Origin of the sequence: Vibrio antiquarius (genome assembly GCF_000024825.1) — a bacterium.
Classification (GTDB): domain Bacteria; phylum Pseudomonadota; class Gammaproteobacteria; order Enterobacterales; family Vibrionaceae; genus Vibrio; species Vibrio diabolicus.
This window is the reverse complement of record NC_013456.1, coordinates 341,681-366,258: the sequence shown is the minus strand read 5'-3', so window position 1 is coordinate 366,258 and position 24,578 is coordinate 341,681. Positions and strand designations below refer to the sequence as shown.

The 24,578-nt window shown below is 47.8% G+C and carries 19 protein-coding genes; 9 read left to right on the top strand and 10 right to left on the bottom strand.

Annotated elements, in window-relative coordinates; translation table 11 throughout:
- Positions 1 to 102 precede the first annotated feature (102 nt).
- Genes VEA_RS01755 through VEA_RS01740 form a run of 4 tightly spaced genes read right to left on the bottom strand, consistent with a single transcriptional unit; the run spans position 103 to position 5,087 of the window.
- Positions 103 to 1,674, bottom strand: coding sequence for a hypothetical protein (locus VEA_RS01755; protein ID WP_012841244.1), 1,572 nt, complete (start codon positions 1,672 to 1,674; stop codon positions 103 to 105).
- Positions 1,674 to 2,246: a sigma-70 family RNA polymerase sigma factor gene (locus VEA_RS01750; protein ID WP_012841243.1), complete on the bottom strand. Its 573-nt coding sequence runs from the start codon at positions 2,244 to 2,246 to the stop codon at positions 1,674 to 1,676. The genes VEA_RS01755 and VEA_RS01750 overlap by 1 nt, the downstream gene beginning before the upstream one ends.
- A 2-nt stretch (positions 2,247 to 2,248) precedes the next feature.
- On the bottom strand, positions 2,249 to 3,721 hold the full coding sequence (locus VEA_RS01745) for a hypothetical protein (protein ID WP_006741752.1): 1,473 nt from the start codon (positions 3,719 to 3,721) through the stop codon (positions 2,249 to 2,251).
- 13 nt (positions 3,722 to 3,734) lie between these two features.
- Positions 3,735 to 5,087 (bottom strand): serine/threonine-protein kinase, encoded by a 1,353-nt coding sequence (locus VEA_RS01740; protein WP_006741753.1) that lies wholly within the window; start codon positions 5,085 to 5,087, stop codon positions 3,735 to 3,737.
- A gap of 219 nt (positions 5,088 to 5,306) precedes the next feature.
- Between VEA_RS01740 and VEA_RS01735 the strand changes: the two genes are divergently transcribed.
- The 4 genes from VEA_RS01735 (at position 5,307) to VEA_RS01720 (ending at position 8,307) form a co-directional block, all read left to right on the top strand.
- Positions 5,307 to 6,314: a LacI family DNA-binding transcriptional regulator gene (locus VEA_RS01735; protein WP_012841242.1), complete on the top strand. Its 1,008-nt coding sequence runs from the start codon at positions 5,307 to 5,309 to the stop codon at positions 6,312 to 6,314.
- 55 nt (positions 6,315 to 6,369) lie between these two features.
- Positions 6,370 to 7,305: a LysR family transcriptional regulator gene (locus VEA_RS01730; protein ID WP_006741755.1), complete on the top strand. Its 936-nt coding sequence runs from the start codon at positions 6,370 to 6,372 to the stop codon at positions 7,303 to 7,305.
- Positions 7,306 to 7,576: 271 nt separating this feature from the next.
- The gene (locus VEA_RS01725; RefSeq protein WP_012841241.1) at positions 7,577 to 7,981 is read left to right on the top strand and encodes an SMR family transporter; all 405 of its coding nucleotides are present in this window, start codon (positions 7,577 to 7,579) and stop codon (positions 7,979 to 7,981) included.
- Complete coding sequence (locus VEA_RS01720) at positions 7,978 to 8,307, top strand: SMR family transporter (protein WP_005394379.1); 330 nt, start codon at positions 7,978 to 7,980, stop codon at positions 8,305 to 8,307. The genes VEA_RS01725 and VEA_RS01720 overlap by 4 nt, the downstream gene beginning before the upstream one ends.
- 1,075 nt (positions 8,308 to 9,382) lie before the next feature.
- Here the strand turns inward: VEA_RS01720 and edd are convergent.
- Together edd and VEA_RS01710 are read right to left on the bottom strand one after the other, a co-directional pair.
- Positions 9,383 to 11,179 (bottom strand): phosphogluconate dehydratase, encoded by a 1,797-nt coding sequence (gene edd / locus VEA_RS01715; RefSeq protein WP_006741757.1) that lies wholly within the window; start codon positions 11,177 to 11,179, stop codon positions 9,383 to 9,385.
- Positions 11,179 to 11,703, bottom strand: coding sequence for a gluconokinase (locus VEA_RS01710; protein ID WP_005467756.1), 525 nt, complete (start codon positions 11,701 to 11,703; stop codon positions 11,179 to 11,181). The genes edd and VEA_RS01710 overlap by 1 nt, the downstream gene beginning before the upstream one ends.
- Positions 11,704 to 11,856: 153 nt before the next feature.
- Between VEA_RS01710 and VEA_RS01705 the strand changes: the two genes are divergently transcribed.
- Positions 11,857 to 13,233 carry a GntP family permease gene (locus VEA_RS01705; protein WP_012841240.1) on the top strand — a complete coding sequence of 459 codons (1,377 nt, stop codon included), beginning with the start codon at positions 11,857 to 11,859 and terminating at the stop codon, positions 13,231 to 13,233.
- Positions 13,234 to 13,242: 9 nt separating this feature from the next.
- The gene (locus tag VEA_RS01700) at positions 13,243 to 13,854 is read left to right on the top strand and encodes a bifunctional 4-hydroxy-2-oxoglutarate aldolase/2-dehydro-3-deoxy-phosphogluconate aldolase (protein WP_005394384.1); all 612 of its coding nucleotides are present in this window, start codon (positions 13,243 to 13,245) and stop codon (positions 13,852 to 13,854) included.
- 105 nt (positions 13,855 to 13,959) lie between these two features.
- Here VEA_RS01700 and xapA read toward each other — a convergent pair whose 3' ends face one another.
- Positions 13,960 to 14,784, bottom strand: a complete 825-nt coding sequence (gene xapA / locus VEA_RS01695; protein ID WP_012841239.1) for a xanthosine phosphorylase — start codon at positions 14,782 to 14,784, stop codon at positions 13,960 to 13,962.
- 121 nt (positions 14,785 to 14,905) lie between these two features.
- Between xapA and VEA_RS01690 the strand changes: the two genes are divergently transcribed.
- Positions 14,906 to 15,811 (top strand): LysR family transcriptional regulator, encoded by a 906-nt coding sequence (locus tag VEA_RS01690; protein ID WP_006741759.1) that lies wholly within the window; start codon positions 14,906 to 14,908, stop codon positions 15,809 to 15,811.
- Positions 15,812 to 15,891: 80 nt separating this feature from the next.
- Here VEA_RS01690 and gorA read toward each other — a convergent pair whose 3' ends face one another.
- Positions 15,892 to 17,247, bottom strand: coding sequence for a glutathione-disulfide reductase (gorA, locus tag VEA_RS01685; protein WP_005478739.1), 1,356 nt, complete (start codon positions 17,245 to 17,247; stop codon positions 15,892 to 15,894).
- A 259-nt stretch (positions 17,248 to 17,506) separates the two neighbouring features.
- A complete protein-coding gene (locus VEA_RS01680) occupies positions 17,507 to 18,346 on the bottom strand; it encodes a 23S rRNA (adenine(2030)-N(6))-methyltransferase RlmJ (protein WP_012841238.1) in 840 nt (279 codons plus the stop codon).
- 395 nt (positions 18,347 to 18,741) lie between these two features.
- On the opposite strand from VEA_RS01680, the gene prlC reads away from it, so the two are divergent.
- The gene (gene prlC / locus VEA_RS01675; protein ID WP_006741761.1) at positions 18,742 to 20,784 is read left to right on the top strand and encodes an oligopeptidase A; all 2,043 of its coding nucleotides are present in this window, start codon (positions 18,742 to 18,744) and stop codon (positions 20,782 to 20,784) included.
- A 75-nt stretch (positions 20,785 to 20,859) separates the two neighbouring features.
- Here prlC and asnC read toward each other — a convergent pair whose 3' ends face one another.
- On the bottom strand, positions 20,860 to 21,324 hold the full coding sequence (gene asnC / locus VEA_RS01670; protein WP_005394393.1) for a transcriptional regulator AsnC: 465 nt from the start codon (positions 21,322 to 21,324) through the stop codon (positions 20,860 to 20,862).
- Between the two features lie 113 nt (positions 21,325 to 21,437).
- On the opposite strand from asnC, the gene VEA_RS01665 reads away from it, so the two are divergent.
- Positions 21,438 to 24,563, top strand: a complete 3,126-nt coding sequence (locus VEA_RS01665; RefSeq protein WP_006741762.1) for an EAL domain-containing protein — start codon at positions 21,438 to 21,440, stop codon at positions 24,561 to 24,563.
- Positions 24,564 to 24,578: the final 15 nt, after the last annotated feature.

The window sequence follows — 24,578 nt, the reverse complement described above, 5'->3', positions numbered from 1 at the left end:
TTCTATTTTTTGTCTATGATGGAAAATTGATAATTTGATCACGGTTCCAGTTTTATTTTGGGGATGATTGTTTTGTCAAAATAACCACCTGTAAAGAAAGGTTTATTGGGTGTCGCTAAGGACAGGGGCGTGATAAATCATGTTGATCTTAAATTCCTCAACGCGATCAGCGAGCTCAGGTTTCGGACGTAAAATGTAGCTATACACCTCGCCATCAAGTAGTTCATCGTAAGGGAAATAGTTAAGATCAAACGATAACGATTGTTGTCCAGTAGCGGGGGCGCTGATGAACTCGTGGCAATCAATTTGGTAAGTCGTATCGTCTGGGTTAGGGTCTGATATGATGTCTATTTGATAGTCTCCTTGACCAGCAATGACATGGCTGTGATACCAAATGGCGACATCGCTACAATACAGGTTAGGACCATAAGTTCGTAAATTGAGATCGGATTCGAGACTTTCACCATGCGGACCCACGACTTTAGTACCATAGTGATAAATATAATTGCCAGCTTCAGCAACCAGATACCCCCCGCTTGGGAGAGGTAACAAATAGTCAAAAAAGGATATCTGGCGTAAATATCGCCCTGTCGGTGCGTTGATGCGCTTTTCCATCGATTGCTTGTTTTTTTGCATGGTGTAGCTTTCGAATTGTTTGCCATCAAATACGGTGGTGAAATAGTTCAGAGTCTCTTTATGAACCTGAGATGCGTATACCTTTTTGGTGGTCCAAATTTGGCGTACGCCGTGGACATAAACAATCAACGAGTCATCACTGATTTTGTACTCACCCACCTTTTTTAAGTCTCCCTTTTCAGGACACTGGTGTTTGTTGTTTGAGGCGGCATAACGTACCTCGTCATCCTCAAACTGAAACGCTTCGCAATACACCACTTCATACGCGTACGCGGTACCGCCAAGGTTTTGCGTCGTCTCCAAGCGATAGACAGTGTCGCCAATTAACGGGTGTTCCGTGTCATTGTGACCTGGAGTGACAACAGGCAACTCAAAACGTGTTGTGACCCACGCATGGTCGCTGTCGCCGTGGTAATCATCACGCGCCGCTACCGCCAGGTATGTGGTGGTTTTAATGTTCTCTGGTGCACCTAGCACCATCATTTGTCCTTGGTTTAGCACCCTTAATCCATTGGCGTTTTCGAGCCAAATCCGAGTGGTGAGGAGATCGCCATCCGGGTCTTCAAACAGTTGGTTAAGATTGAGCGAATAGCTAATCGGAGAGTTTTGGTTGAGCTCCCAAGCATAAATAATGGTTTGTAGCTGTTGTTCCACCGTGAGGTTGATGATGGGTTTATTGTTCTCTGATGGGTCCTCTTTTGAGCGGCTGTCTTCATAACCCACAGACGAGTCGTAAAAAGAGCCGTCTTCTGTAGTATGAAATGGATTCGTAACTGGCCCTGGTTGTCCTAAAATGGCAGAATTGAAGGCGTCATCACCGTCTTTTGTGTGGGCGTTCTCCAACGCAGAACCTGTCAACGCTTGCTTTACTTCAACTAAAGATGTGCGCTCATATTGACGATGTGTTCGCGTGGTTGATTGGCTTGTGCTGTCTGATGAGTCCGCCGCGGATGCCAAGCCGGATTCGTCTGACGTGAAGTATACGCCGAGCAAACCGACGCAGATTGCGCCGATTATCCAAAACTTTTTGCTTCTCATTACGCGTGCGCCATTCGTGATTGCAACCAGCTGCGAGAGAATTTTAGGTCTTTCTCTATTAAGCTTGCGCTGCACTCGAGCAGTTCACTGATTTCTTGGTTTTTCATTCCCATTAAATACTTGAGTTTGAGTGCACTTGATTGGCGTGGGTAACGGCTACTGAAGTTATCCAGAGCTTTATCCATGATGATCAATTGTTCGAAGCGATCTTCTTCATCTCTCATCAATGTGATGTGTTGACGCTTTTGTGCTTGGTGCGAGCGTGCGTTATCGATCAAGATTTGACGCATCACTTTGGTGGCCATCAAAAAGAAATCACGTTTTGTTTCAATTTCACTCATGTCGCAGTTGGACATCTTCAGGTAAGCATCGTGAATTAATGCCGTGGTGCTGTTGACGCTATCGGCCAATACCTTGTTGTCGGTGCCGTACTTTTCCGCGTTTCGTTCACGCTCGTGTTGGGCGATCTTACGTAACTGCAAATACGCAAATTGGTAAAGCTCACTCTCAGCTTGTTTATCACCAGATTGCCATTGTTGAATGATTTGTGTCAGTGCTACTGCTGTTGCCATGGTTATACATCCTCGTTCACTTTGACAAATTCAGAAATGGTGTGGGTTTCAATGCGATCAGAGCCGTCTCGGTTGCGGAGAACATCTTGTTGATAGCGATATAAAATGCCTTGTTCCCAAGTTGCGCCAGCGGGCAAATATTCCCAAGTGGTGTAATTGATTTCGGCTGGGGTCGTTGACCAACGTACCATGACATTCATTTGCGCAAGCTCGGCTTTGGGTTCGTCATTGTTGACCCACCACATGTCCGCATACTCTTGGGTGACATCTTGGGTGTATAGGCTTGCGTCGGTTGGACAGGTGTCTGCATTGTGCGGCAGTCGCATGACTTGTTGGTGGCGCATCAATAGGCACGATTGTGTCATGGACTGCTGGTGGTATTGGGTCTGCTGCCATACCCCGAGGTAGTCGATGTCGTGTTCGTTCGTGTTGGGGTAGGTAAACCACAGCATTTCTGTACGATTGTGGTGGTGGATGTTTTTTTTACGCCCAAGGCCTTGTACTTTTTCCATCAGTAGCTCAGTACTTGGATCAAAGTTGAGTGCAACGGAGCGGTATTTCCAGTCGCCTTCATCATCAAAGTCTTCGAGAGAGAAACCATTCAAGTCGTTGCGAGTGCACCCAGTGATTGAGCAACCGACGATATTAAACCAATCCGCAAATTTGCTTATCGGCTCGACAATATCTTCCGTGATAGGGCGCTTCATCGAGAGGAAACAGCCTTGAAAATGGTCGCCAACGCTTGGGTGCTCAATCAATGAATCTTTGGTGATGGTGAATCGAGTTTCACCAAACGGAGGGCGATATTTAGGATGATGTTGATAACGTAAGTCGTAAGCACAAGCTCGGCCTTGCCAATCTTTCTTTTTGATCACGATGTTTTTGAACGTCATGCCGCGAGGTTCAAAGATGATCTCATCTGAGGCAAAGTTTTTTTCAATGTACTGCTGGCTTTCGTTTAGGTGCTCGATTGCCTCATCGACAGATACCCAGTCGAGATTGAGGTGACGTTTGGCGTCATCCAGATAATTGAGGTCAAGGCCCTTGAGCTGGTTTTGAAAGCGAGCATCAGACAACACGCGGTTGGCTAAGACAATTTCCTTACGATTCTCAGGCGTGCTGTCGAGAGAGAGCAGCAGGCGCGTCATATTGATGCTACGACTGGGTTTGGTTGTTGCCATCGTCGGTGTAAGCACTTCTTGGCTCGATAAGGTTGTCAGCAGATAACCTTTATCATCGTTGCCAAGGAAGAAGCTAATCACATCACCAGGTTGGTAGTGAAATGCCCCTTGTTGGGTAACGCCAGTGATATTGGAACTGGTTTTGTAATACAAGCCAGTCACTGGCGCATCGATAAAGTAGCCTTGCCTCAAGGTTGAAGTGGGCGGGTGTGAAGTAGCAGCAGAAGTGTCTGCTGCTAACGTGGAGGTAGCCGTCAGCGCAGACAGCCAAAATACCACTGAACGTGTATACATCTTGTTTTAAGCCTTATTGGTTGGTGCTGTCCTCAGACGCACAATTTGGCTGACAACTCATTGGAGTAGTTAGGTGCTTCTTTGGCACCGGTGTCATCATCGCCAACAACATTTTTTGTTTTATATGTTTGGGGATATCTGGATTAGAGAGTATCCGCCTTCGTGTTAACTCCATCATGGAGCTCACCGAGAGGTGTTTGACATTTTGCCCCTTCGCGTGGAAGATAAGGCGGGTCATTTCGTACATCATATCTTCTGCAATCTTCTTCTCTTGTTGCAGTTGGATATTCTTTTGCATCATGGCGCTGCCAAATAGCACACCTGAGAGCACGATGATGCCTGACAATGCAGAAGCAAGAGGGCGCCGTTGCACCAAGCGAAAGGCGCTATACAACGGCCAGTGTTTTTTCTGCTCGATAGGGCGACGTTCGATAATTCGCTCGATATCAATGCGTAGCGCTCGCACATCTGGGTATCGCACTTGGGTGGCTGGACGCGTCGCCCGTCTTATCACCCAATACACATCAGACCAAACCGCTGGTGACGGAAACATCAAAGCGAGGATTTTGCCCAATGAATAAACATCGCTTTGCTCTGTCAGTACTTGTCCTGCCTGCTGCTCAGGGCTGGCAAAATTTTGGCTAAACGCAATCAGTGCCGAGGGTGAGCCCTCTCGGGTGGAGTGCGCTTTTTGAGTCAAGTTGAAGTCGAGCAGTTTGGGTCGTTTGCTACGATCGATCAGTATATTTTCTGGTTTTAGATCGGCATGCAAAACATGATGCTGGTGGGCGTGCTCCATCGCCTGACAAATCTGCTTAAACAGCAGCAGTTTTTCTGTCTTTTCCAGCTTATTTTCTGACAGGTATTCATCTAAGGTTTGACCAAATACCCGCTCCATCACGATGTAAACTGAATCTTGATGAAGGCCGCCATCAAACACTTTCGCTATGTACGGATGGTTTAGGCGCGCGAGCAGTTGTGCCTCATCGAAGAGTGCACGTTGTCCCAGCACATTACTCAAATTGCTTTGAATAAACTTGATGGCCAGATCTTGTTCGAACGTTTCATCTGCCCGTAGGGCGGCGTAAACGACACCCATGCCACCGCGACCCAACTCATGAGTTAGGCGATACTTACTGATGACTTCTCCGCTTAGATCGACGTCTCGGTTCGTAGCCTGGTGAGCACCAAAGTAAAGTAACTGCGTTAGTTGTTCTTCTGGTGTCTCATTGGCTAAAAGAGGAACGAGTTGTTGATACAGCTCAGGTTGACTTTGTTGCAATGCTTGGAGGTATTGCTGCTTTTGGGAGTCGTCCAGATCAAGCAAGTGATAGTAAATCTGGGTTTCGCTAGAGCCTAACTGCACTGTGCCTAATGTCTTATTCTTTTAGGTACGGCATTTTATAAGAACTTTGATATAAATGTCATTTATTTATTCGGCTTTGACTCACAATGTATGAAACGCAATTTGGTGGCTAATAGAATAATAACGTCATGATTTTGCGAATTATTTTCACTGAGCTTGTCGACAGAGAGTCTATTCGTCATAATGTTACTTGTAACATTACTGATAAATCACATATTTATGGCTCAACAGAATAAGAAAACTCGCACGACATTGCAGGATGTCGCAGACCAAGTTGGCGTCACGAAGATGACGGTTTCACGTTATATGCGTAACCCTGAATCGGTGGCAGAAAAGACTCGGGCCAAGATTGCGACTGCGATTGAAGAGATGGGATACATCGAAAACCGCGCCCCCGCTATGTTGTCAAAGTCGTCCAGTAAAGCCATTGGTATTTTACTGCCCTCATTGTCCAACCAAATTTTTGCTTCCTTTGTTCAGGGCATCGAGATGGTGACCAAAGCCAATGGCTATGAGACGCTTTTAGCGCATTTTAGCTACGATGAGCTTGAAGAAGAACGCAAGATCGCGTCATTACTCTCTTATCAGGTCGATGGACTTATTCTAACTGAAAGCCATCACACGCCGCGTACATTGCAAATGATAAAAAATGCAGGGATCCCTGTGGTGGAAACCATGGAACTACCACCAGAGCCGATTGATATGGCGGTTGGGCTAGATCATGAAGATGCCTCGTACACGGCGGTTAAGCAGATGCTAGATTCAGGTAAGCGTACAATCGTTTATTTTGGGGCGCGTTTGGATACGCGAACCAAGCTGCGTATGCAAGGTTATGATCGCGCGATGACGGAAGCAGGGCTAGAACCTAAGCACGTATTAACGGGTGACCACTCTAGCTTTTCTTTAGCGCATGATTTGCTTGAACGCGCGCTAGAAACTCACCCAACGCTTGATGGCGTATTCTGTACCAACGACGACATCGCGATAGGGACCATGCTGAGCGCGCAACAACGTGGCATTCAAGTCCCGCAGCAATTAGCGGTGGTGGGTTATAACGCCTTGGATATCGGTCAGACCATCAGTCCGAAGCTGACTAGCGTCGATACACCGCGTTTCAAAATCGGTGAAAAGAGCGCAGAGCTTTTGATCGCGCGTCTGAAAGGTGAAGCGCAAGAAGAAAAAGTGGTTGATATGGGGTATCAAATTACCTCCGGAGAGAGTGTTTAACTCGCAGTTATCCGCTCTTCGTATTCGCTCATCAATGGTATTAGCAGGTTAGGGTATGGCACATCAGCTGGATGCATTGGATCTCAACTTAATGCGTTTATTAAAGGCCGTGGTGGAAAACCGCAGCATCAAGCTGGCCGCGATGCAGTTGGGCATTTCTCAACCGAGCGCCAGCCGCGGCGTGATGAAGCTCAAGCAAGTGTTTGATGACCCGCTGTTTGTGCGTAAAGCGCATGGGGTTGAGCCGTCACCGATGGCGATACGTCTCGCCGCCGAGTTCGACAACATGATTGCACCACTGGAAAAAGTGGTGCAAGAGTTTGAAGTGTTCGACCCACTGCAATACCAAGGGCAGATCGCGATTGTGACCGACCCTTATTTGATGGATGAGCAAGGGCAGCGATTGCTAACTGGCTGCCATCGAGCCTTTCCCAAAGCGCACTTTGCCTTTTCCAGTTGGAACAGTTACTCGCACGATGAAATGCTAGAGGGCGAGCACGATTACTGCATTCTTGACCAAGAGACCGAGCTGTCGAAAGACATTTATATGCGTCCGTTGTTTGTTGAAAAACGGGTGATTTTGGCACGTAAAAACCACCCGACGTTATCGAAAGTCAGTAATGATTGGGACACGGTGTCCAAACTGCCTCTGGTGTCTCTGCCTGCGCCCGCCTCGTATAAACCACTTTGTACCGTGGAGTCCGAATATCGTCGTATGGGCTATGAGCCTGTGGTGTTACTTAAATCCTATAATTTGCGTGTGGCGTGCCAAATGTTGCAAGAAACCGACGCGATTATGTATGCCAGCCAAAGCTCAGCAGTATTGATGCCGGAGCTGGACTCTTACGCGATGCCTTTGGTCAACCGTGAGTTTAGCCAGTTTGTCGTCTCTGGCGGTTTCTTACAAACCAATCGCAACCATCCTTTGCACCGACACTTACATAAAGTGGTACGCCAAACTCTGAAGATGCCATTAATTTTCGCACAGTGACGACGGATTATTGTCTCGCGTCACCGAGATTCTCTACATAAGATAACCATGAAGAAAGTGTGTGATTACATAGACAACTCGATCCTATAGATATTCAAAAATGAATATCTCAATTACCTGTCTCTTTTTCCTGCTCAGAGCTAACCTTAGCTCAAATAGTCAGGAGAAGTGGCTCATTTTTATCTTTTTAACTTTTTGAATGTCGATACAGATGCGTGACATTCACCATTCTCCGTTATGCAGTTTTTTAATTTCTGATGGAGGATTAATCATGCTAGTTGCACGTCTATTTTTATTGCTCGCCATCGTTGCCGAAGTAGCAGGCACCAGCACCATGTCTTTTATCGGACAAGGTCATGGATGGTTGGGCTACATCGTGATGTACGTATTGATTGCGGTGTCGTACTACTTCCTCTCGATTGCAGCGAAAAAGATTTCTATCGGCGTGGCATACGCTGTTTGGGAAGGGTTGGGTATCTCATTGATCACGGTCGTTTCGATCGTGTTGTTTGATTCTGACTTAAATACCCAAGAGCTGCTTGGTTTGATGTTAGCTGTCATCGGCATCGTTTGTGTGACTTTAGGTGAGTCACACGGGCAATCTAACACCAAGAAAAACGCCGATAAACTGGCAAAAGAACGTTCATTTTCTACAAGTGTAAGGTGTGAATCATGAGTCAATTTTTTACGATGTCATTTGGATTTGTCGTGATGGCTGCCTTGGTCGATATCGTGGCGAACATGGCGCTCACACGTTCTCACGGCTTTAAATACAAAGGCTGGGGCATTACCGCGATTGTGTTGGTACTGACAGCATTCACGCTGTTGGCACAAGCGGTTAAAGAGATCGACTTAGCCATTGCTTACGCCTCTTGGGGCGCGATCGGTATCTTGGGTACCGCAGTGGGTGGAGCCTTGCTGTTTAAACAGAAACTCAAGCCAATCGGCTGGTTTGGTATCTTTGTGGTGATTGCTGCGGTCGTGGTGATGAAGACGGCTTGATGTAATTTACTGAATCCTACATATCGTCATTCTGAACAGCAAGAGACGAGCAAGATTCAGAATCTACCAACAAAAAAGTGCTATGGTAGAGGTATTTTCTCAGGCTTCACAGCACGTTGATATTAGAGTCCTGATCTCGCCTAGGCTCGTCGGAATGACGGATTCATTCGTTTATTTAAAAAGAGAAATGACCAATCCCAAAGCTCGTCATTCTGAACAGCGAGGGACGAGCGTGATTCAGAACCTACCAACAAAAAGTGCTGTGACAGAGTTGTTTTCTCTAGCTTTACAGCACCTTGATAGTAGATTCCTGATCTCGCCTAGGCTCGTTGGAATGACGGACTAATTCGTTTATTGAAAAAGAAAAATGACCAATCCCACATCTCGTCATTCTGAACCGCGAGGGACGAGCGTGATTCAGAATCTACCAACAAAAAGTGCTGTGGCAGAGGGGGTTTCTCTGGCTTCACAGCATTTTGCTATTAGATTCCTGATCTCGCTTAGGCTCGTCGGAATGACGGACTAATTCGTTTATTAAAAAAGAAAAATGACCAATCCCACATCTCGTCATTCTGAACCGCGAGGGACGAGCGTGATTCAGAATCTACCAACAAAAAGTGCTGTGGCAGAGGTGTTTTCTCTGGCTTCACAGCATTTTGCTATTAGATTCCTGATCTCGCTTAGGCTCGTCGGAATGACGGACTAATTCGTTTATTGAAAAAGAAAAATGACCAATCCCACATCTCGTCATTCTGAACCGCGAGGGACGAGCAAGGTTCAGAACCTACCAACAAAAAGTGCTGTGGCAGAGGTGTTTTCTCTGGCTTCACAGCACGTTGATAGTAGATTCCTGATCTCGCTTAGGCTTGTCGAAATGACGGATTCATTCATTTTTAAAAAGAACAGTGACCAACCCTAAAGTTCGTCATTCTGAACAGCGAGGGACGAGCGTGATTCAGAATCTACCGACAACAAAGTGCTGTGGTAGAGGTGTTTTCTCTGGTTTCACAGCACGTTGATATTAAATTCCTGATCTTGCTTAGGCTCGTCGAAATGACGAGTCTTTCTTCTCGCCTTAAACAATGAAGCTTGCGCCTTCTTCTGCGCTAGAGACGTTTTGGCGGATCACGCTAAACAAGCCTCGTCCCCATGCTTGTTGGGTAGATTCGGTGTCGAAATGAATCAACTCGCGACCAGTGGTATCGCTTAAGTTGTTCAGTTCGCCCGTTTGGCAATCAAGGCGAATCAAATCACCGTTGCGCACCAAACCAATCGCGCCACCACGAATGGCTTCTGGAGAAACATGAATCGCAGACGGAATTTTACCTGACGCGCCAGATAAACGACCGTCAGTAACCAGCGCCACTTTAAAGCCCGCTTTTTGCACGTTACCTAAAATTGGCATCAGCTTGTGCAGTTCAGGCATGCCGTTTGCCGCTGGGCCGTTGTGTGTGACCACAACGATGCAATCTTTGTTCAGCTCACCACGTTTGTACGCGGCTTCCACTTCGTGTTGGCATTGGAATACGATCGCTGGTGCAACAATCACGCGTTGCTCTTCTTTCACCGCAGACACTTTCACCACGGCTTTGCCCAAGTTGCCAGTCAGCACGCGAGTGCCGCCAGTGTTTTGGAACGTGGCGTCTGGTTTGGCGATCACGTCACCGTCTTGGCTACCTTGGCACGGTGTCCAAGTCAGTTGTCCATCGACAAGACTCGGTAGCGTCATTTGGTCTTCAAATTCACCAAACACGGGTTTCACATCGCGATGCAAAAGCTCGGATTCGTTCAAGCGGTACAATAACGCTGGCACGCCACCCGCATCTTGGAACGCGTTCATATCGGCTGGGCCGTTCGGGTAAACGCGAGCTAACAAAGGAACTACATCCGACAGATCGCTGATGTCTTGCCACGTGAGCAAGATGCCAGCAGCACGCGCCACGGCGATCATATGAATGGTGTGATTGGTACTGCCGCCAGATGCGAGTAGAGCGATGATGCCGTTGACCAAGCTCTTTTCTGTGACCACTTCTGCCAACGGACGGAAGTGTGCAGAACCCGCCGTCATTGAGGCGATTTTCAGAGCCGCGTGATCGGTTAACGCTTTACGCAGTTGGGTATGGGGATGAATGAATGCCGAACCTGGCAGCATCAAGCCCATGGCTTCGAACACCAACTGGTTGGTGTTGGCGGTGCCGTAAAACGTACACGTACCCGCAGAGTGGTAAGCCCGACACTCCATATCCAGCAGAGCGTCTTTGCCGACTTCTCCCGCTGCGTATTTTTGGCGCACGTCGACTTTCTCTTCGTTGCTGATGCCTGTTGCCATCAGACCCGCTGGTACAAACGCAGTCGGCAGGTGCGCGTAAGACAGCGCGCCCATCAGTTGCCCCGGGGCGATTTTGTCACAGATGCCAAGCAGTAATGTGGCATCAAAGACATTGTGGCTCAAAGACAACGCTGTTGATTGCGCAATTAAGTCTCGCGAAAACAGCGACATATCCATGCCTGCTTGACCTTGAGTCACCCCATCGCACATCGCTGGCACACAACCTGCGACTTGCGCTGTATGTCCGTAGTCCGCCAGCACTTGTTTGATTTGCGCTGGGTAGTCTTGGTACGGCTGGTGGGCGCTCAACATGTCGTTGTAGGCGCTGATCAGCGCGACATTGGCATGAGTAAAATCGAGAATATTTTTCTTTTCAGAAGAGCAAGAAGCGGCGACTGCATGGGCTAAGTTACCACAAGATAAACCAACACGGCCTTTGCCAGCTTCGGCTTGCACTTCGGTGCGAGCAAGAAACGCAGCGCGCGCTTCACGGCTGCGCTCGGTCAAACGTTGTGTGACCTCAAGAACAACAGAGTGAGTCATTACGCCACCTCGATCGCTTGCATTTTGATTAGCTCAGCGGCAGAGCGTTCCACCACGTCGCTGATGTCTCCGTCGATACTGACGATCAGAGTTTGAGGCTCGTTGTCTGGGCGCTCTAGCGTCTCGAATTGGCTCTTCACCATGTTTTCTTTCATGAAGTGGCCTTTGCGCATACGCATGCGATTCAGGATCAACTCCATATCACCATCAAGGAACAGGAAGGTCACGTTGTCGTTGCCTTCGCGGATCTGATCGCGGTAAATCTTTTTCAGTGCTGAACAGACAATAATGCCGTGTTCGTTTTTGCTTTCTAGGCTGTACGCCGCATCACGAATGCGTTCTAGCCATGGCTTGCGATCATCATCGTTCAGAGGCTGGCCCGATGCCATTTTCTGAATGTTCGCTCGTGGATGAAGATCATCACCATCAATGAATTTACGCCCTAGCTTTTTCGCTAGATGCTCACCAATTGTGCTTTTACCACTAGCACAAACGCCCATAACGATGACACTACTACCAGCCATAACTTATCCTCATAACCAAATTTGCGCGTGATCTCAATTTTTGAATTCACTTTAAAATATGGGTTTATCTTATTCATGTTATCGGTAACATGTTACCGGTAACTGAAATAAATGTGAACCATAACACAAACAATAATTCTTAAAGGTGAACCTATGGAGCAATTAACCCAAGCCCCAGATCCTACGTTCCTACTGACGATTGCAGGCCTTGCCATAGCAGCGTTACTCGTTCTGATCATTAAACTGAAAGTCCATGCTTTTGCTTCCCTTACGATGGTGAGTTTAGGCACAGCAATCGCCACTGGCGTTCCTTCTGAGAAAGTCGTATCGACCATGATGGGCGGCTTCGGCGGCACACTGGCTTCCGTGGCATTGCTGGTTGGTCTTGGTGCGATGATCGGTAAAATTCTTGAAGTGACTGGCGGTGCGAAAGTGCTGGCAGACACTTTGATTGGTCGCTTTGGTAAAGAGCGCGCACCATTTGCTTTGGGCGTCGCTTCATTACTGTTTGGCTTCCCAATCTTCTTCGATGCTGGCCTTGTTGTGATGATGCCAATCATCCTAAGTGTGGCGGCTCGTTTTGGTGGCTCACCAATTAAATACGCGTTGCCTGCTGCCGGTGCTTTTGCGGTTATGCACGCGTTTGTTCCACCACACCCAGGTCCGGTTGCAGCGGCAGAATTCCTTGGCGCAAACATCGGTCTGCTATTGGTGGTGGGTATTTTGGTTGCTATTCCCACTTGGTACCTTGGCGCTTACCTATTTGGCTTGTACGCGGGCAAAAAATTCGATATTCCACTATCTAAAGCCTTCTTTAATGGCGAAGCGATGGTGGATGAGCGCAACGCACCAAAATTTGGCACGGTTATGACCATCCTTGTGCTGCCAGTCCTGCTAATCTGTTTGGATACGGTATTGAACACACTGGCGGTTGCGGGTGTGATTGATGGCAAAACGGCACTGGTTGAGTTTCTACGTATGCTAGGTAAAACCCCAGTTGCGTTGCTGATCACTTTGATTGTCTGTCTGGCTGTGTTTGCCAAAGACTACGGCATGGCAAAACTAGAAAAATTGTGTGGTGAGTCATTGGCTCCTATCTGTGGTGTTATCCTAGTCACGGGTGCAGGTGGCATGTTTGGCGGCGTACTGCGCTCAAGCGGTATCGGTGATGCACTGGCTGACGTTCTTACAGACACAGGTATGCCTGTGATTGTGGCGGCGTTTGTGATTTCAACCTGTCTGCGTGTTGCTCAAGGCTCGGCAACTGTAGCGCTAACCACTACGGCGGCTCTTATCGCGCCAGTTGTGGCTGCATCAACAGGTTTGAGTGAACTAGACCTTTGCTTTATCGTAATCGCGATTGCGGGTGGTGCAACGGTACTGTCTCACTTCAATGACTCTGGTTTCTGGTTGGTCTCTCGTCTGCTTGAGATGGATGAGAAAACCACATTAAAAACTTGGACGGTAATGGAAACGTTACTTGGCGGTATCGCGTTTATTATCGTCGCAACATTAAGCTTTATTCTTTAGAGGTTCCCCATGACAACACTTGAACAACGATTAAGAGAAATCAAAATCGTCCCAGTTATCGCAATCAACGACGTAGCACACGCTCTGCCACTGGCAAAAGTGTTGGTAGAAAACGGTTTACCATGTGCTGAAGTAACATTCCGCACCGAAGCGGCGGCGGAGTCTATTCGCATCATGCGTGAAGCGTACCCAGAACTGTTGATTGGCGCGGGCACCGTTCTGACCACAGAACAAGTCGACATCGCAATCGAAGCGGGCGTGGACTTTATCGTTAGCCCAGGCTTCAACCCAACCACAGTGAAATACTGTCAGCAACGTGGCGTGACTATCGTACCGGGTGTAAACAACCCAAGCTTGGTTGAGCAAGCGATGGAAATGGGTCTGCGTACGTTGAAGTTCTTCCCTGCTGAGCCATCAGGCGGCGTAAACATGCTGAAAGCACTCACGGCGGTTTACCCAGTTGAATTCATGCCAACAGGTGGCGTAAGCCCATCCAACGTTGAAGATTACCTAGCGCTGAAATCGGTTGTAGCTTGTGGCGGTACTTGGATGGTGCCAACCGCAATGATGGACAACGGCGATTGGGAAGGCATTGCTGAATTGGTTCGCGCAGTTAAATAAAACGCACAAACGGCTCCGAAATACCCCCGAACGTTAGAAAACGTGATACGAAAAAGGGTCATCAAGTTACTTGATGACCCTTTTGCTTTTTGGAATGAAACAGCTTTAGAAGTGATGCTTCATAAAGCGCTTAATAAAGCGAATGAAATCTGCTTCGGCTAGCTTCGCGCACTTCAATGTTTGGGCGTGAGACAATTCTACATCTCCCAAGCCTTCTGCCATGTTGGTGATCGCACACACTGCCAATACGGGTAAGCCGCAATGCGCCGCAGAAATCACCTCTGGCACGACCGACATGCCCACTACATCACCACCGATGATTTGCATCATGCGGATTTCGGCTGCGGTCTCAAAGTTGGGGCCTGTGTAAGAGACAAACACACCTTCATTCAGGTGAATGCCATTGGCTTTGCCAACTTCAAACGCTTCTGCGCGCAGGTCTTTGTCGTACGCATTGGCGAGGCTGAAGAACCTCGGGCCGTACTCTTCATCATTCGGACCGATCATTGGCGACTCAGGCATGGTATTGATGTGGTCATGAAATACCACCAGAGAACCGACGTCGATGCGTTCAGGGCGAAGTGAGCCTGCCGCGTTGGTGACGAGCAGAAACTCACAGCCCAGCTTTTTAAAGGTGCGCACGGGCGTTATCATGACCTTCATTGAGCCGTGTTCGTAGTAGTGACCGCGACCTTTCATGCACACTACGTCTACGCCGCCCATGGTACCAAGTACCAACTCACCAGAGTGGCCTTGCACGGTGCTAACCGGAAAGCCTTCGAGCTCTTCGTATGGAATGACCACTTTGTCTTGTAGTTCGTCTGCCAATACGCCTAAGCCAGAGCCTAAAATAAACGCCGCTTTAGGTTGGAAGTTTGGTTTGCGTTCGCGAATGGTTTGTAGCGCGCCGATTACTGGATCGTGATTCATGTTAGTCACCTTCTGGTTGTGTGTTGATTCCATTGTGTGACTTTCTGCGCTGGTTATCTTTGCTTTATTCGCTACTATCATCCTTAAAAAGAGGATGATGAAACTCGCTAGGACCTAATGCATGAAGTCAGAACCATTTGAGCGCGTGACGCTGAAGATGCTGCGTTACTTTTACGAGGTCGCACAAACCAAGCATTTCACTAAGGCGGCCGAGAACCTCAATATCACCAATTCGCCGTTGAGCAACCGCATCAAAGAGTTGGAAGAGGTGCTTAACGTCAAACTGTTTGAGCGTGATTCAAGAAACGTCATGCTGACGGAGGCCGGGCGATTGTTGGAGTCCAAATGCCAACTGATTTTTCAGACCTTGGATGTCTCGCTCAATCAAGTGCAGCAAGTGGGGTTGAACCAGAGAAACATCTTGCGAGTTGGTGTGGTAAGTAGCGCATTTTGGGGCGGATTTGATCGTCTGTTACAGCGCTTCCATGCTGAGCATGACACTTATCACGCCGACATTTTTGACCTCAACCCAGAGACGCAAAAGAAGCATCTGAGTGAGAAGAAAATCGACGTGGGTATTGTGCGCTTTGCCGATGCACTCAACATTTATCCGTATCAGTCGGTATCTTTGGGCAAAGATGTGTTTGTGGTGGCGGTGTCGGAGCAACATGAGTTCGCCAGCAAATCTTTGCTGCGGCTCCAAGATTTAAAGGCGTGTGAGTTTGCGTTTATGAGTTTGGCGAATTCGGCCTCGGCAAACTTCATCATCAATGCCTGTCTGCAAGAAGGCTTTTCACCCCATATTGGCAAACAAGTGGTGGAGCCAAGCACCTTGATGGCGTATGTGGCAAACAGCAATACCGTGACGTTGGTGCCGTCGACGTTTTCTCAGCATCATTGGCATGGAATTCGTTTTATTAAACTGAAAGAGTCACTGCGTGCAGACTTGTGTCTGATTCATGACGGTAAGCAGGAGAGTGCCATCAAAGCCGAGTTTGTTCGCACGTTATTGGAGAATGCGAGTTAAGCATGGGCAAACAAAAAAGGTCATCCTAAGATGACCTTTTCAAATGATTCGCTGAAATCAGCAATGCGATTAGCGCGCAATTAACGCATCGTTACGAACTCTTCTGAGCCCGTCGGGTGGATAGCCACAACAGAGTCGAAGTCTGCTTTGGTTGCGCCCATCTTCATTGCTACGCCGAAGCCTTGGATCATTTCATCTACCGTGAAACCGATGCCGTGTAGACCAACAACCGTTTCTTCTTCGCCCGCACATACAAGCTTCATCTTACATGGTTGACGGTGCTTAGTAACGGCGGTGTACATTGCAGTAAAGCCAGATGTGTAGACTTTGATGTTGTCTTTGCCGTACTTCTCTTCCGCTTCTTGCGTTGTAAGACCGATAGTGCCGATTGGTGGGTGGCTAAATACCACAGTTGGTACCAAATCGTAGTCCATCTTCGCGTTTGGTTTGTTATTGAACAAACGCTCAGAAAGTTGACGACCCGCTTTCACTGCTACTGGTGTTAGCTCGATACCGCCTTCCATGATGTCACCCACACAGTAGATGCCTTTCACGTTGGTTTCTTGGTATTCGTCTACCTTAATGTAGCCTTTTTCGTTCGTTGCAACGCCAGTTGACGCTAGGTTGATTGCGTCAGTTGCTGGGTGACGACCGATTGCCCAAATCAGTTGGTCAACGTTTTGGCTCTCACCGTTTTCTAGGTGCAGAGTTAGGCTGCCATCGGCTTCTTTTACCACTTCTTTTGGTACAGAATGGGTGTGCAGTGTTGGGCCTTCTGCTTCCATTACTTCAACCAACGTATCGATGATCATTGGGTCGAAGCTACGCAGTGGTGACTCTTTACGTACGAACAGGTGCGTTTCTGTACCTAGTGCGTGCAGTACGCCAGCAATTTCAACTGCGATGTAGCCAGCGCCGACAACCGCAACGCGTTTTGGTTGCTCTGCTAGGTCGAAGAAGCCGTTTGAATCGATGCCGTATTCAGCGCCTGGAATGTTTGGAATAGTAGGACGACCACCAACCGCGATTAGGATGTGATCCGCAGTATAATGTTCACCGTTTACTTCTACGGTTTTCTCGTCAACAAACTTAGCAAAGCCTTTAATTACGTTTACTTTGTTGTTGCCAAGAACGCGATCGTAAGATTGGTGAATACGACCAATGTACGCCTGACGGCTCTCAACCAGTTTGCTCCAGTCGAAACCTTTCACGTCGACATCAAAACCGTAATCTTCTGCGTACAGGTTCATTGCTTCTGCGATTTGTGCGCCGTGCCACATCACTTTTTTCGGTACACAACCTACGTTTACACAGGTACCACCGAGATCTTGAGCTTCGATTAGCGCAACTTTCGCGCCGTACATCGCCGCACGGTTTGCAGATGCGATGCCGCCACTGCCGCCACCGATACAGATATAGTCAAAATGAGTCGCCATTACTTTCTCCAAGAGCTTATAAATTTTATCTGGTACATAGATAGATTGGGATGACCTTGCTCGAACTCAATGCCACCGTTATCCCACTATCATAAATCGAATTCGACTAATTCCTAAATGGGAAAAAGCGACAATACTTATGACAAATAGCGATGAGAGGCACAAAAAGAAGAATAAGCACGATTGGAGGGAGAAGGTGAGAGCATAAAAAAGCGCAACGAGAATATCGTTGCGCTTGAAGATATCAGTACTGAAGTGCTTACTCTGGCACAATCCAGTCCACTTTCCAGTGGCCAGTTGCTGGTGCGATCGCGTCTTGCAGGAATGGCAGAATCTCTTTCATCTGGCTTTCCAGTTTCCATGGCGGGTTAATCACAATCATGCCGGATGCCGTCATGCCGCGCTCGTTGGTATCTGGTGCAACACCTAACTCGATTTGCAGAATTTTACGAATGCCCAGTGCTTCCAGGCCTTCGATCATATCTTCGATGTCGTGACGGTTTACCACTGGGTACCAAATCGCGTAGATACCGGTTGCCCAACGCTTATGGCTCTGATGAATCGCGCGCACTACATCGCGGTACTCTTTCGCGAGTTCGTATGGTGGGTCAATTAGCACCAAACCACGACGCTCTTGTGGCGGTAAGCTGGCTTTTAGACGCTGGAACCCGTCCTCTTTGAAGATGCTCACTTGGCGATCGCGATGGAATTCTTGCTCCAACAATGGATGATCGGCTGGGTGCAGCTCCGTCAGCACCATGCGATCTTGTGGGCGGACTTGCGCGCGCGCTACACGTGGTGAGCCTGGGTAGTAACGCAGCTTCTCGCCGTTGTTGAGTACTTTGATGGCATCGATGTAGCTTTTGATATCTTCAGGAATGTTTGGGTTATCCCAAATACGAGCGATGCCTTGCTTGTATTCGCCCGTTTTTTCAGACCATTCGTGAGTCAGATCGTAACGGCCCACACCCGAGTGGGTATCGTGATAAACGAATGGCTTATCTTTTTGTTTCAGCGCATCAAGAATGAGGCTTTGAACGATGTGTTTGACCACGTCGGCATGGTTGCCGGCGTGGAAGCTGTGGCGGTAACTTAACAAATTAAACTCTCGAAACACTCTTTGGTTGAGTGTGGTCTGTGATTTTCACTCTATGGCGGTATTATACTCAAGTAACTTAAAGATGTAGAACTTCCAATCAAATCCGTTCCTCTAATAGGGGCTCACTATTGAAATTTCTTTAAGTCACCCACACTTACTATTGGTAATCGAATTGAACTAGGTGAGTTTCTCGTGCTCAAAGAGTGTGAAATCTCATTTAGGTATAACAAGACTCAAGGACAGAGTAGCGCTCGTTGACTATATGGTCATCGCAGCATAGAGAAAGGGAACGGAGCTCCCCCAATCCATGTTGCTGGCTCGTCTGTACATTGAGTTGGCCTATCTACACAAAATAGACAGGCAATCACAGAGTCAAAACACAAAAGGAATTATTCATGTCTAATCCTCTTCTGACGTTTACGGACTTACCTCCGTTTTCTCAAATTAAACCAGAACACATCAAGCCTGCTGTTGAACAAGCGATTGCTGACTGCCGAGCGAAAATCGATGAAGTTCTAAAAGATAATGCTCACCCAACTTGGGACAGTGTGATTGCGCCAATTGAAGAAGCGGATGACCGCTTAAGCCGCATTTGGTCGCCAGTGGGTCACATGAACTCCGTGGTGAACAGCGAAGATCTGCGTGAGGCGTACGAAAGTTGTTTGCCAATTTTGTCAGAGTACGGAACTTGGGTTGGTCAGCACAAAGGCCTGTACGAAGCGTACAAAGCGATTAAAGCCAGTGATGCATTCGCAACGCTGACTCGCGCTCAACAAAAAACCATCACCGATGCGTTACGAGACTTTGAGCTATCGGGTATTGGTTTACCATCCGATGAGCAGCACCGTTACGGCGAAATCAGCAAGCGCATGTCTGAGCTCAGCTCTAAATTCTCTAACAATGTACTGGATGCCACCATGGGTTGGACCAAGCACATCACGGATGAGAAAGACCTTGCTGGCATGCCAGAATCGGCGCTGGCAGCAGCGAAAGCCGCGGCAGAAGCAAAAGAGTTAGATGGTTACCTCATTACGCTGGATATCCCATCTTACCTACCTGTCATGACGTACTGCGACAACCAAGAGTTGCGTAAAGAAGTGTACGAAGCGTATGTGACGCGCGCCTCTGATCGCGGTCCAAATGCTGGTAAGTGGGACAACTCAGAAATCATTACTGAGCAACTGAGACTGCGTCACGAAATTTCACGCATGTTGGGTTTCAATACTTACAGCGAGAAATCGTTAGCAACGAAAATGGCCGAAACGCCAGATCAAGTGTTGGGCTTCTTGAATGACCTAGCGACACGTGCGAAACCGCAAGGTGAACGTGAAGTCGAAGAGTTGCGTCAGTTTGCGAAAAGTGAGTTTGGCGTTGAAGAATTGAATGTGTGGGATATCGCTTACTATAGCGAGAAACAAAAGCAGCACTTGTTCCAAATCTCGGATGAAGAACTGCGCCCGTACTTCCCAGAGTCAAAGGTTGTCAGTGGTCTGTTTGAAGTGCTAAACCGCGTGTTTGGCATGACAGTTACTGAGCGCGAAGGCGTGGACACTTGGCACGAATCTGTGCGTTTCTTCGATATCTTTGACGCTGAAGGCGCACTGCGTGGCAGTTTCTACTTAGATCTCTACGCACGTGAGCACAAACGTGGTGGCGCGTGGATGGATGACTGTCGTGGTCGTCGTATTACGCTCTCTGGCGAACTGCAAACGCCGGTGGCGTACCTAACGTGTAACTTCAACCGTCCAGTGGGCGACAAGCCAGCACTGTTTACGCACGATGAAGTTGTGACACTTTTCCATGAATTTGGTCACGGTATCCACCACATGCTGACGCAAGTAGAAACTGGCGCGGTATCAGGGATTAATGGCGTACCTTGGGATGCGGTTGAGCTACCAAGTCAGTTCCTAGAAAACTGGTGTTGGGAAGAAGACGCACTGGCGTTCATTTCTGGTCATTATGAGACAGGCGAGCCGTTGCCAAAAGCGATGCTAGATAAGATGCTCGCGGCGAAGAACTTCCAGTCGGCGATGGGCATTTTGCGTCAGCTAGAATTCGGTTTGTTCGACTTTACTCTGCACACCGAATACGACCCAGAAGTGGGCGCGCGTGTGCTGGAAACGCTAGCGAAAGTGAAAGAGAAAGTCGCGGTGGTTCCAGCCGTTGAGTGGGCGCGCTTCTCGCACAGCTTTGGTCACATCTTCGCTGGTGGTTACAGCGCGGGTTACTACAGCTATCTGTGGGCGGAAGTGCTGTCGTCAGACGCGTATTCTCGCTTTGAAGAAGAAGGTATCTTCAACAAAGAAACGGGTCAAAGCTTCCTGAACAACATCTTAGAAATGGGTGGCAGTGAAGAGCCAATGGAGCTGTTTAAGCGCTTCCGTGGTCGTGAACCACAAATTGATGCGCTATTGCGCCATTCTGGTATTGCAGCGTAAGCGCACGCTGTCTTTTCAAAAATACTAGGGCCAACCATTCGGTTGGCCTTTTTTTGTCCATTTTTTATAAAAAATTCACGGATTCACACTGCGGTTAATTGGGTTCTGCAGCGATATCAATGTCTCCGTAGACTGAACCTCATCAATGGCTTGCAGCTTATCAATCAGCACAAATTGCAGTTCTTCAATCGATTTGCACATCAATTTGACGAATATGTTATACGCGCCCGTGGTGTAGTAAGCTTCAACGACCTCGTCGAGCGCGTTGAGTTTTTCTAGCGCGGAATGGTAATCGCGAGCTGCGTTTAGGTTAATACCAATGAAGCAGCACACATCGTAGCCGAGCTTTTTGGTATTTACGATCACCTCCGTTCCTTCGATGATGTCAGCCGATTTCATCTTCTCAATACGCACATGGATAGTGGCAGGGCTGACATCGAACTGCTTTGCCATTTCTGCGTAGGGCGTTCTGGCGTCAGCCATCAGTGTTTTTAATATTGCGCGGTCAAGGTCGTCGAGTTTCGGCAGGCTCGCATTCATACTATTATTTCCGTTAGGGATAGAGTTTTACCTCCCTTTTATACTCATAGCGGATAGGATTCACAAGGTTTGGCAGGAGTAACTGCGGGTTAACTCCGAGCTATGGAGATAATGTGCAGCGTTTTCTGGTTATTGTCGCGCTATGTTGGAGCGCGTTTGCCGCGGCCTCAGATCCGAAAGTTTTGGTCGTGCACTCCTATCATCAAGGTTTTTTCTGGACGGATTCCATACAGCGAGGTATCGAGCAGCAATTGGGTGATCGATCGCTGGATATGCGCGTGCTTTATTTAGACTCGAAACGTAACCAGAGTGAGCAGTTTTTCGCTCAGCTTGAATCCTTATATCGTACGAAATTAAGCAAAGAACGATTCGATGCTATTTTAGTGAGTGATAACAACGCGCTTGAACTGATGCAGCGTTTGGCGCCAATCATCAAAGACACCCCGGTTATATTTAACGGCATCAATAATTATCATCCTTCTTTGCACCAATCTCTGAACGCAACAGGAGTAACAGAAGATGTCGATTTGGAGGCAAATTTAGCCCTCATAGAGCGCCTACACCCTGATTACACCCAAATTCTTATTGTCAGTGACCATTCCGTAACGGGAGAGGTATTACGCTATCAAATCGACGATTTTGTACATGAACATCCGCAATATCGCGACAAAATTGTGCAAGTTATTCCCGACAGTATCATTGACTTAAAGCAACAAGTGGCGAAGCTGAATAAAGATAAAGTCGTCCTGTTTTGGACTTATTACCGAGATAAACAGGGTGTGGTTGGCAGTGAACGTGACTGGATTGGCGTTAACAGAGCCTCAAATGCGCCGTTGTTTATGGTGCACGACATTGGCTTAGGGCATGGTGCGGTTGGTGGCGTGATCCAAAGTGGTTATCGGCATGGCATTGAGAGCGCTGAGATACTTGAGTTTGTGTTGGATAACCCTGACCAAGCTCTGCCAGCCGTGAAGAAAAGTGATTCTGAAATCAAGCTCGATTATCAAGCTGTAGTGCGCTGGGGGCTGGGTGCTGAGCAAGAGGTCTCTGCGGTATTTTTTAATAAACCGATGAAGTTTTCTGAGCGTTTTGCCAAAGAAATTCGCTTGTTTGGTAGCCTGTTTGTGGTGATGTCGGTGGTCATTTTGTTGATGGGTTACTATTTACAGCGGATTCGTCGCAGCGAGAGTGCCGCGCGAGAAAGCCAAGCCATCTTAGAGTCGATTTTTGATCAGAGCATGCAGTATATGGGCATTTTGGATGCCAACGGTGTACTTAAATCGGGCAACGATCACCTGCAATCTTTGCTGTATCACCAAGGGCTGCGTTTAGACCGACCACTTTGGTTTCATCCCAATTGGAGTGAGAAAGCACAATCGTTGCTTGAGGCGTATTTCCACGCGCCTCACCATCAAGTGTCGACGTTTGAGGCTGAAATTTGGAGTAAAGAGCACGGTACATTGGTGTTGGAAATTTCACTCAAGCCTTTTTCTCAGCAAGTAGGAAATCAAAACCAATACTTGTTTGAAGCGCGCGATATCACTAGTCGTAAGTTGATGGAAGATAAGCTCTATCAACGCGAATCAACCCTGCGTAACTATTATGAGCAACAGCCAGTCATGATGGTGACGCTCGACAGCAATAACCGCATTCAAGAAGTGAATCGATTTGCTCAGCTACTCCTCGGCTACAAACCGATGGACATGCTCGGACACCGCCTAAGGGAGTTTTATTTTGATGACAAGGTACTGTTTCCTCGCCAAGTGCTATTGCAACCCAATCAACAGGTGCATGGGGTCTGGCGACGTGAAGTCGAGTATCGCCATGCAAACGGTCATCGTGTTTGGGTACGCGAGAACATTCGTCCACTGAGTGAATCTGATCAGCTATTGATTGTGGGTGAAGATATTACTGAAACCAAACAGCTTTCCGAGAAATTGGAATATCAAGCGCGCTATGACTTACTGACAGGTACTTATAACCGAAACCACTTTGAACTAGAGCTCAAGACCGCACTGCGTGAGGTGGACAGCCATCGTCGCGTCCACGCCATGCTGTACCTCGACTTAGATCAGCTAAAAGTCCTCAATGATACGGTTGGGCATGATGCGGGTGACGCGGCGATTCAATTTTGCGCCAGCATGTTAGAGGAAGTGCTGCCATACAATTCCATCTTGGCTCGAATGGGAGGCGATGAGTTTGCGGTACTACTCAAAGATTGCGACGAATACGGCGCCATTAATATCGCCAAACTGATCATCTCGACGTTGAGTGAACATCTCTTTATTTGGGAAGATACGCGCTTGTTCATCAGTTGTTCTATTGGTATTCGTATCATCGACCATACGGCAGAGACGCCGCAAATGGTGCACGCTCAAGCAGACTCTGCGTGTCATGCCGCCAAGGAGCAAGGCCGTAACCGCTACAATCTGTTCAGCTTAGATAACGAAGAGCTACAACGTCGCCAGATGGAAATGCAGAGCGTCAATTTGGTGCATGAGGCATTGTCGAATCAGCGTTTAGAGTTGTTTGCTCAACCGATCAAAAGCTTACAACAGCACGATGCTCAGATGTATTTTGAGATTTTAGTGCGCATTCGCAATGGATATGGTGATTATGTTTCTCCTGCACTGTTTATTCCGGCTTCCGAGCGCTACAACATTGCGCATTGGATTGATAAACAGGTCATTACTCAAACGCTAGAATGGTTTGAGCAACGCCCAGAGGTGGTTGAAAAACTCGGCCGTTGTTCGATAAACCTTTCAGGTCAATCTATGGGGAATCAAGAGTTTATCGATTTCTTATTGGAGCGATTGGAACGTTCGTCCATGCCGTGTGAAAAAATCTGTCTAGAAATCACCGAGACAGCAGCGATGAGTAATCTTGAGCAAGCCATTGAGCTCTTCACCAAGCTCAAAGCGCTGGGTTGCATGATTGCATTGGATGACTTTGGTTCGGGCTTGTCTTCATTTGGTTACTTAAAGAAACTTCCCGTTGATATCGTGAAAATTGATGGTCTTTTCGTGCGAGATATCAACGTAAATGAAATGGACCGTGTGATGGTTCGCTCGATCAATGATCTGGCAAAACAGCTAGGCAAAGTGACGGTGGCGGAGTTTGTCGAAAACGAACAAGTCATGCAGCATTTGATCGATCTTGGTGTGGATTATGGCCAAGGCTACGGTATTGGGCATCCTCAACCGCTTTCTGAGTTAGTTGAGCGACTGACGGCTGAGTAGTCCTGTCATATCAAG

Coding starts and splice junctions, on each gene's coding strand:
- VEA_RS01735 (WP_012841242.1), top strand. CDS start 5,307: ATGGCTCAACAGAATAAGAAAACTCGCACGACATTGCAGGATGTCGCA.
- VEA_RS01700 (WP_005394384.1), top strand. CDS start 13,243: ATGACAACACTTGAACAACGATTAAGAGAAATCAAAATCGTCCCAGTT.
- VEA_RS01710 (WP_005467756.1), bottom strand. CDS start 11,703: ATGGCTGGTAGTAGTGTCATCGTTATGGGCGTTTGTGCTAGTGGTAAA.
- xapA (WP_012841239.1), bottom strand. CDS start 14,784: ATGAATCACGATCCAGTAATCGGCGCGCTACAAACCATTCGCGAACGC.
- VEA_RS01725 (WP_012841241.1), top strand. CDS start 7,577: ATGCTAGTTGCACGTCTATTTTTATTGCTCGCCATCGTTGCCGAAGTA.
- prlC (WP_006741761.1), top strand. CDS start 18,742: ATGTCTAATCCTCTTCTGACGTTTACGGACTTACCTCCGTTTTCTCAA.
- gorA (WP_005478739.1), bottom strand. CDS start 17,247: ATGGCGACTCATTTTGACTATATCTGTATCGGTGGCGGCAGTGGCGGC.
- VEA_RS01755 (WP_012841244.1), bottom strand. CDS start 1,674: ATGAGAAGCAAAAAGTTTTGGATAATCGGCGCAATCTGCGTCGGTTTG.
- VEA_RS01730 (WP_006741755.1), top strand. CDS start 6,370: ATGGCACATCAGCTGGATGCATTGGATCTCAACTTAATGCGTTTATTA.
- VEA_RS01745 (WP_006741752.1), bottom strand. CDS start 3,721: ATGTATACACGTTCAGTGGTATTTTGGCTGTCTGCGCTGACGGCTACC.
- VEA_RS01690 (WP_006741759.1), top strand. CDS start 14,906: ATGAAGTCAGAACCATTTGAGCGCGTGACGCTGAAGATGCTGCGTTAC.
- VEA_RS01720 (WP_005394379.1), top strand. CDS start 7,978: ATGAGTCAATTTTTTACGATGTCATTTGGATTTGTCGTGATGGCTGCC.
- VEA_RS01750 (WP_012841243.1), bottom strand. CDS start 2,246: ATGGCAACAGCAGTAGCACTGACACAAATCATTCAACAATGGCAATCT.
- edd (WP_006741757.1), bottom strand. CDS start 11,179: ATGACTCACTCTGTTGTTCTTGAGGTCACACAACGTTTGACCGAGCGC.
- VEA_RS01705 (WP_012841240.1), top strand. CDS start 11,857: ATGGAGCAATTAACCCAAGCCCCAGATCCTACGTTCCTACTGACGATT.
- asnC (WP_005394393.1), bottom strand. CDS start 21,324: ATGAATGCGAGCCTGCCGAAACTCGACGACCTTGACCGCGCAATATTA.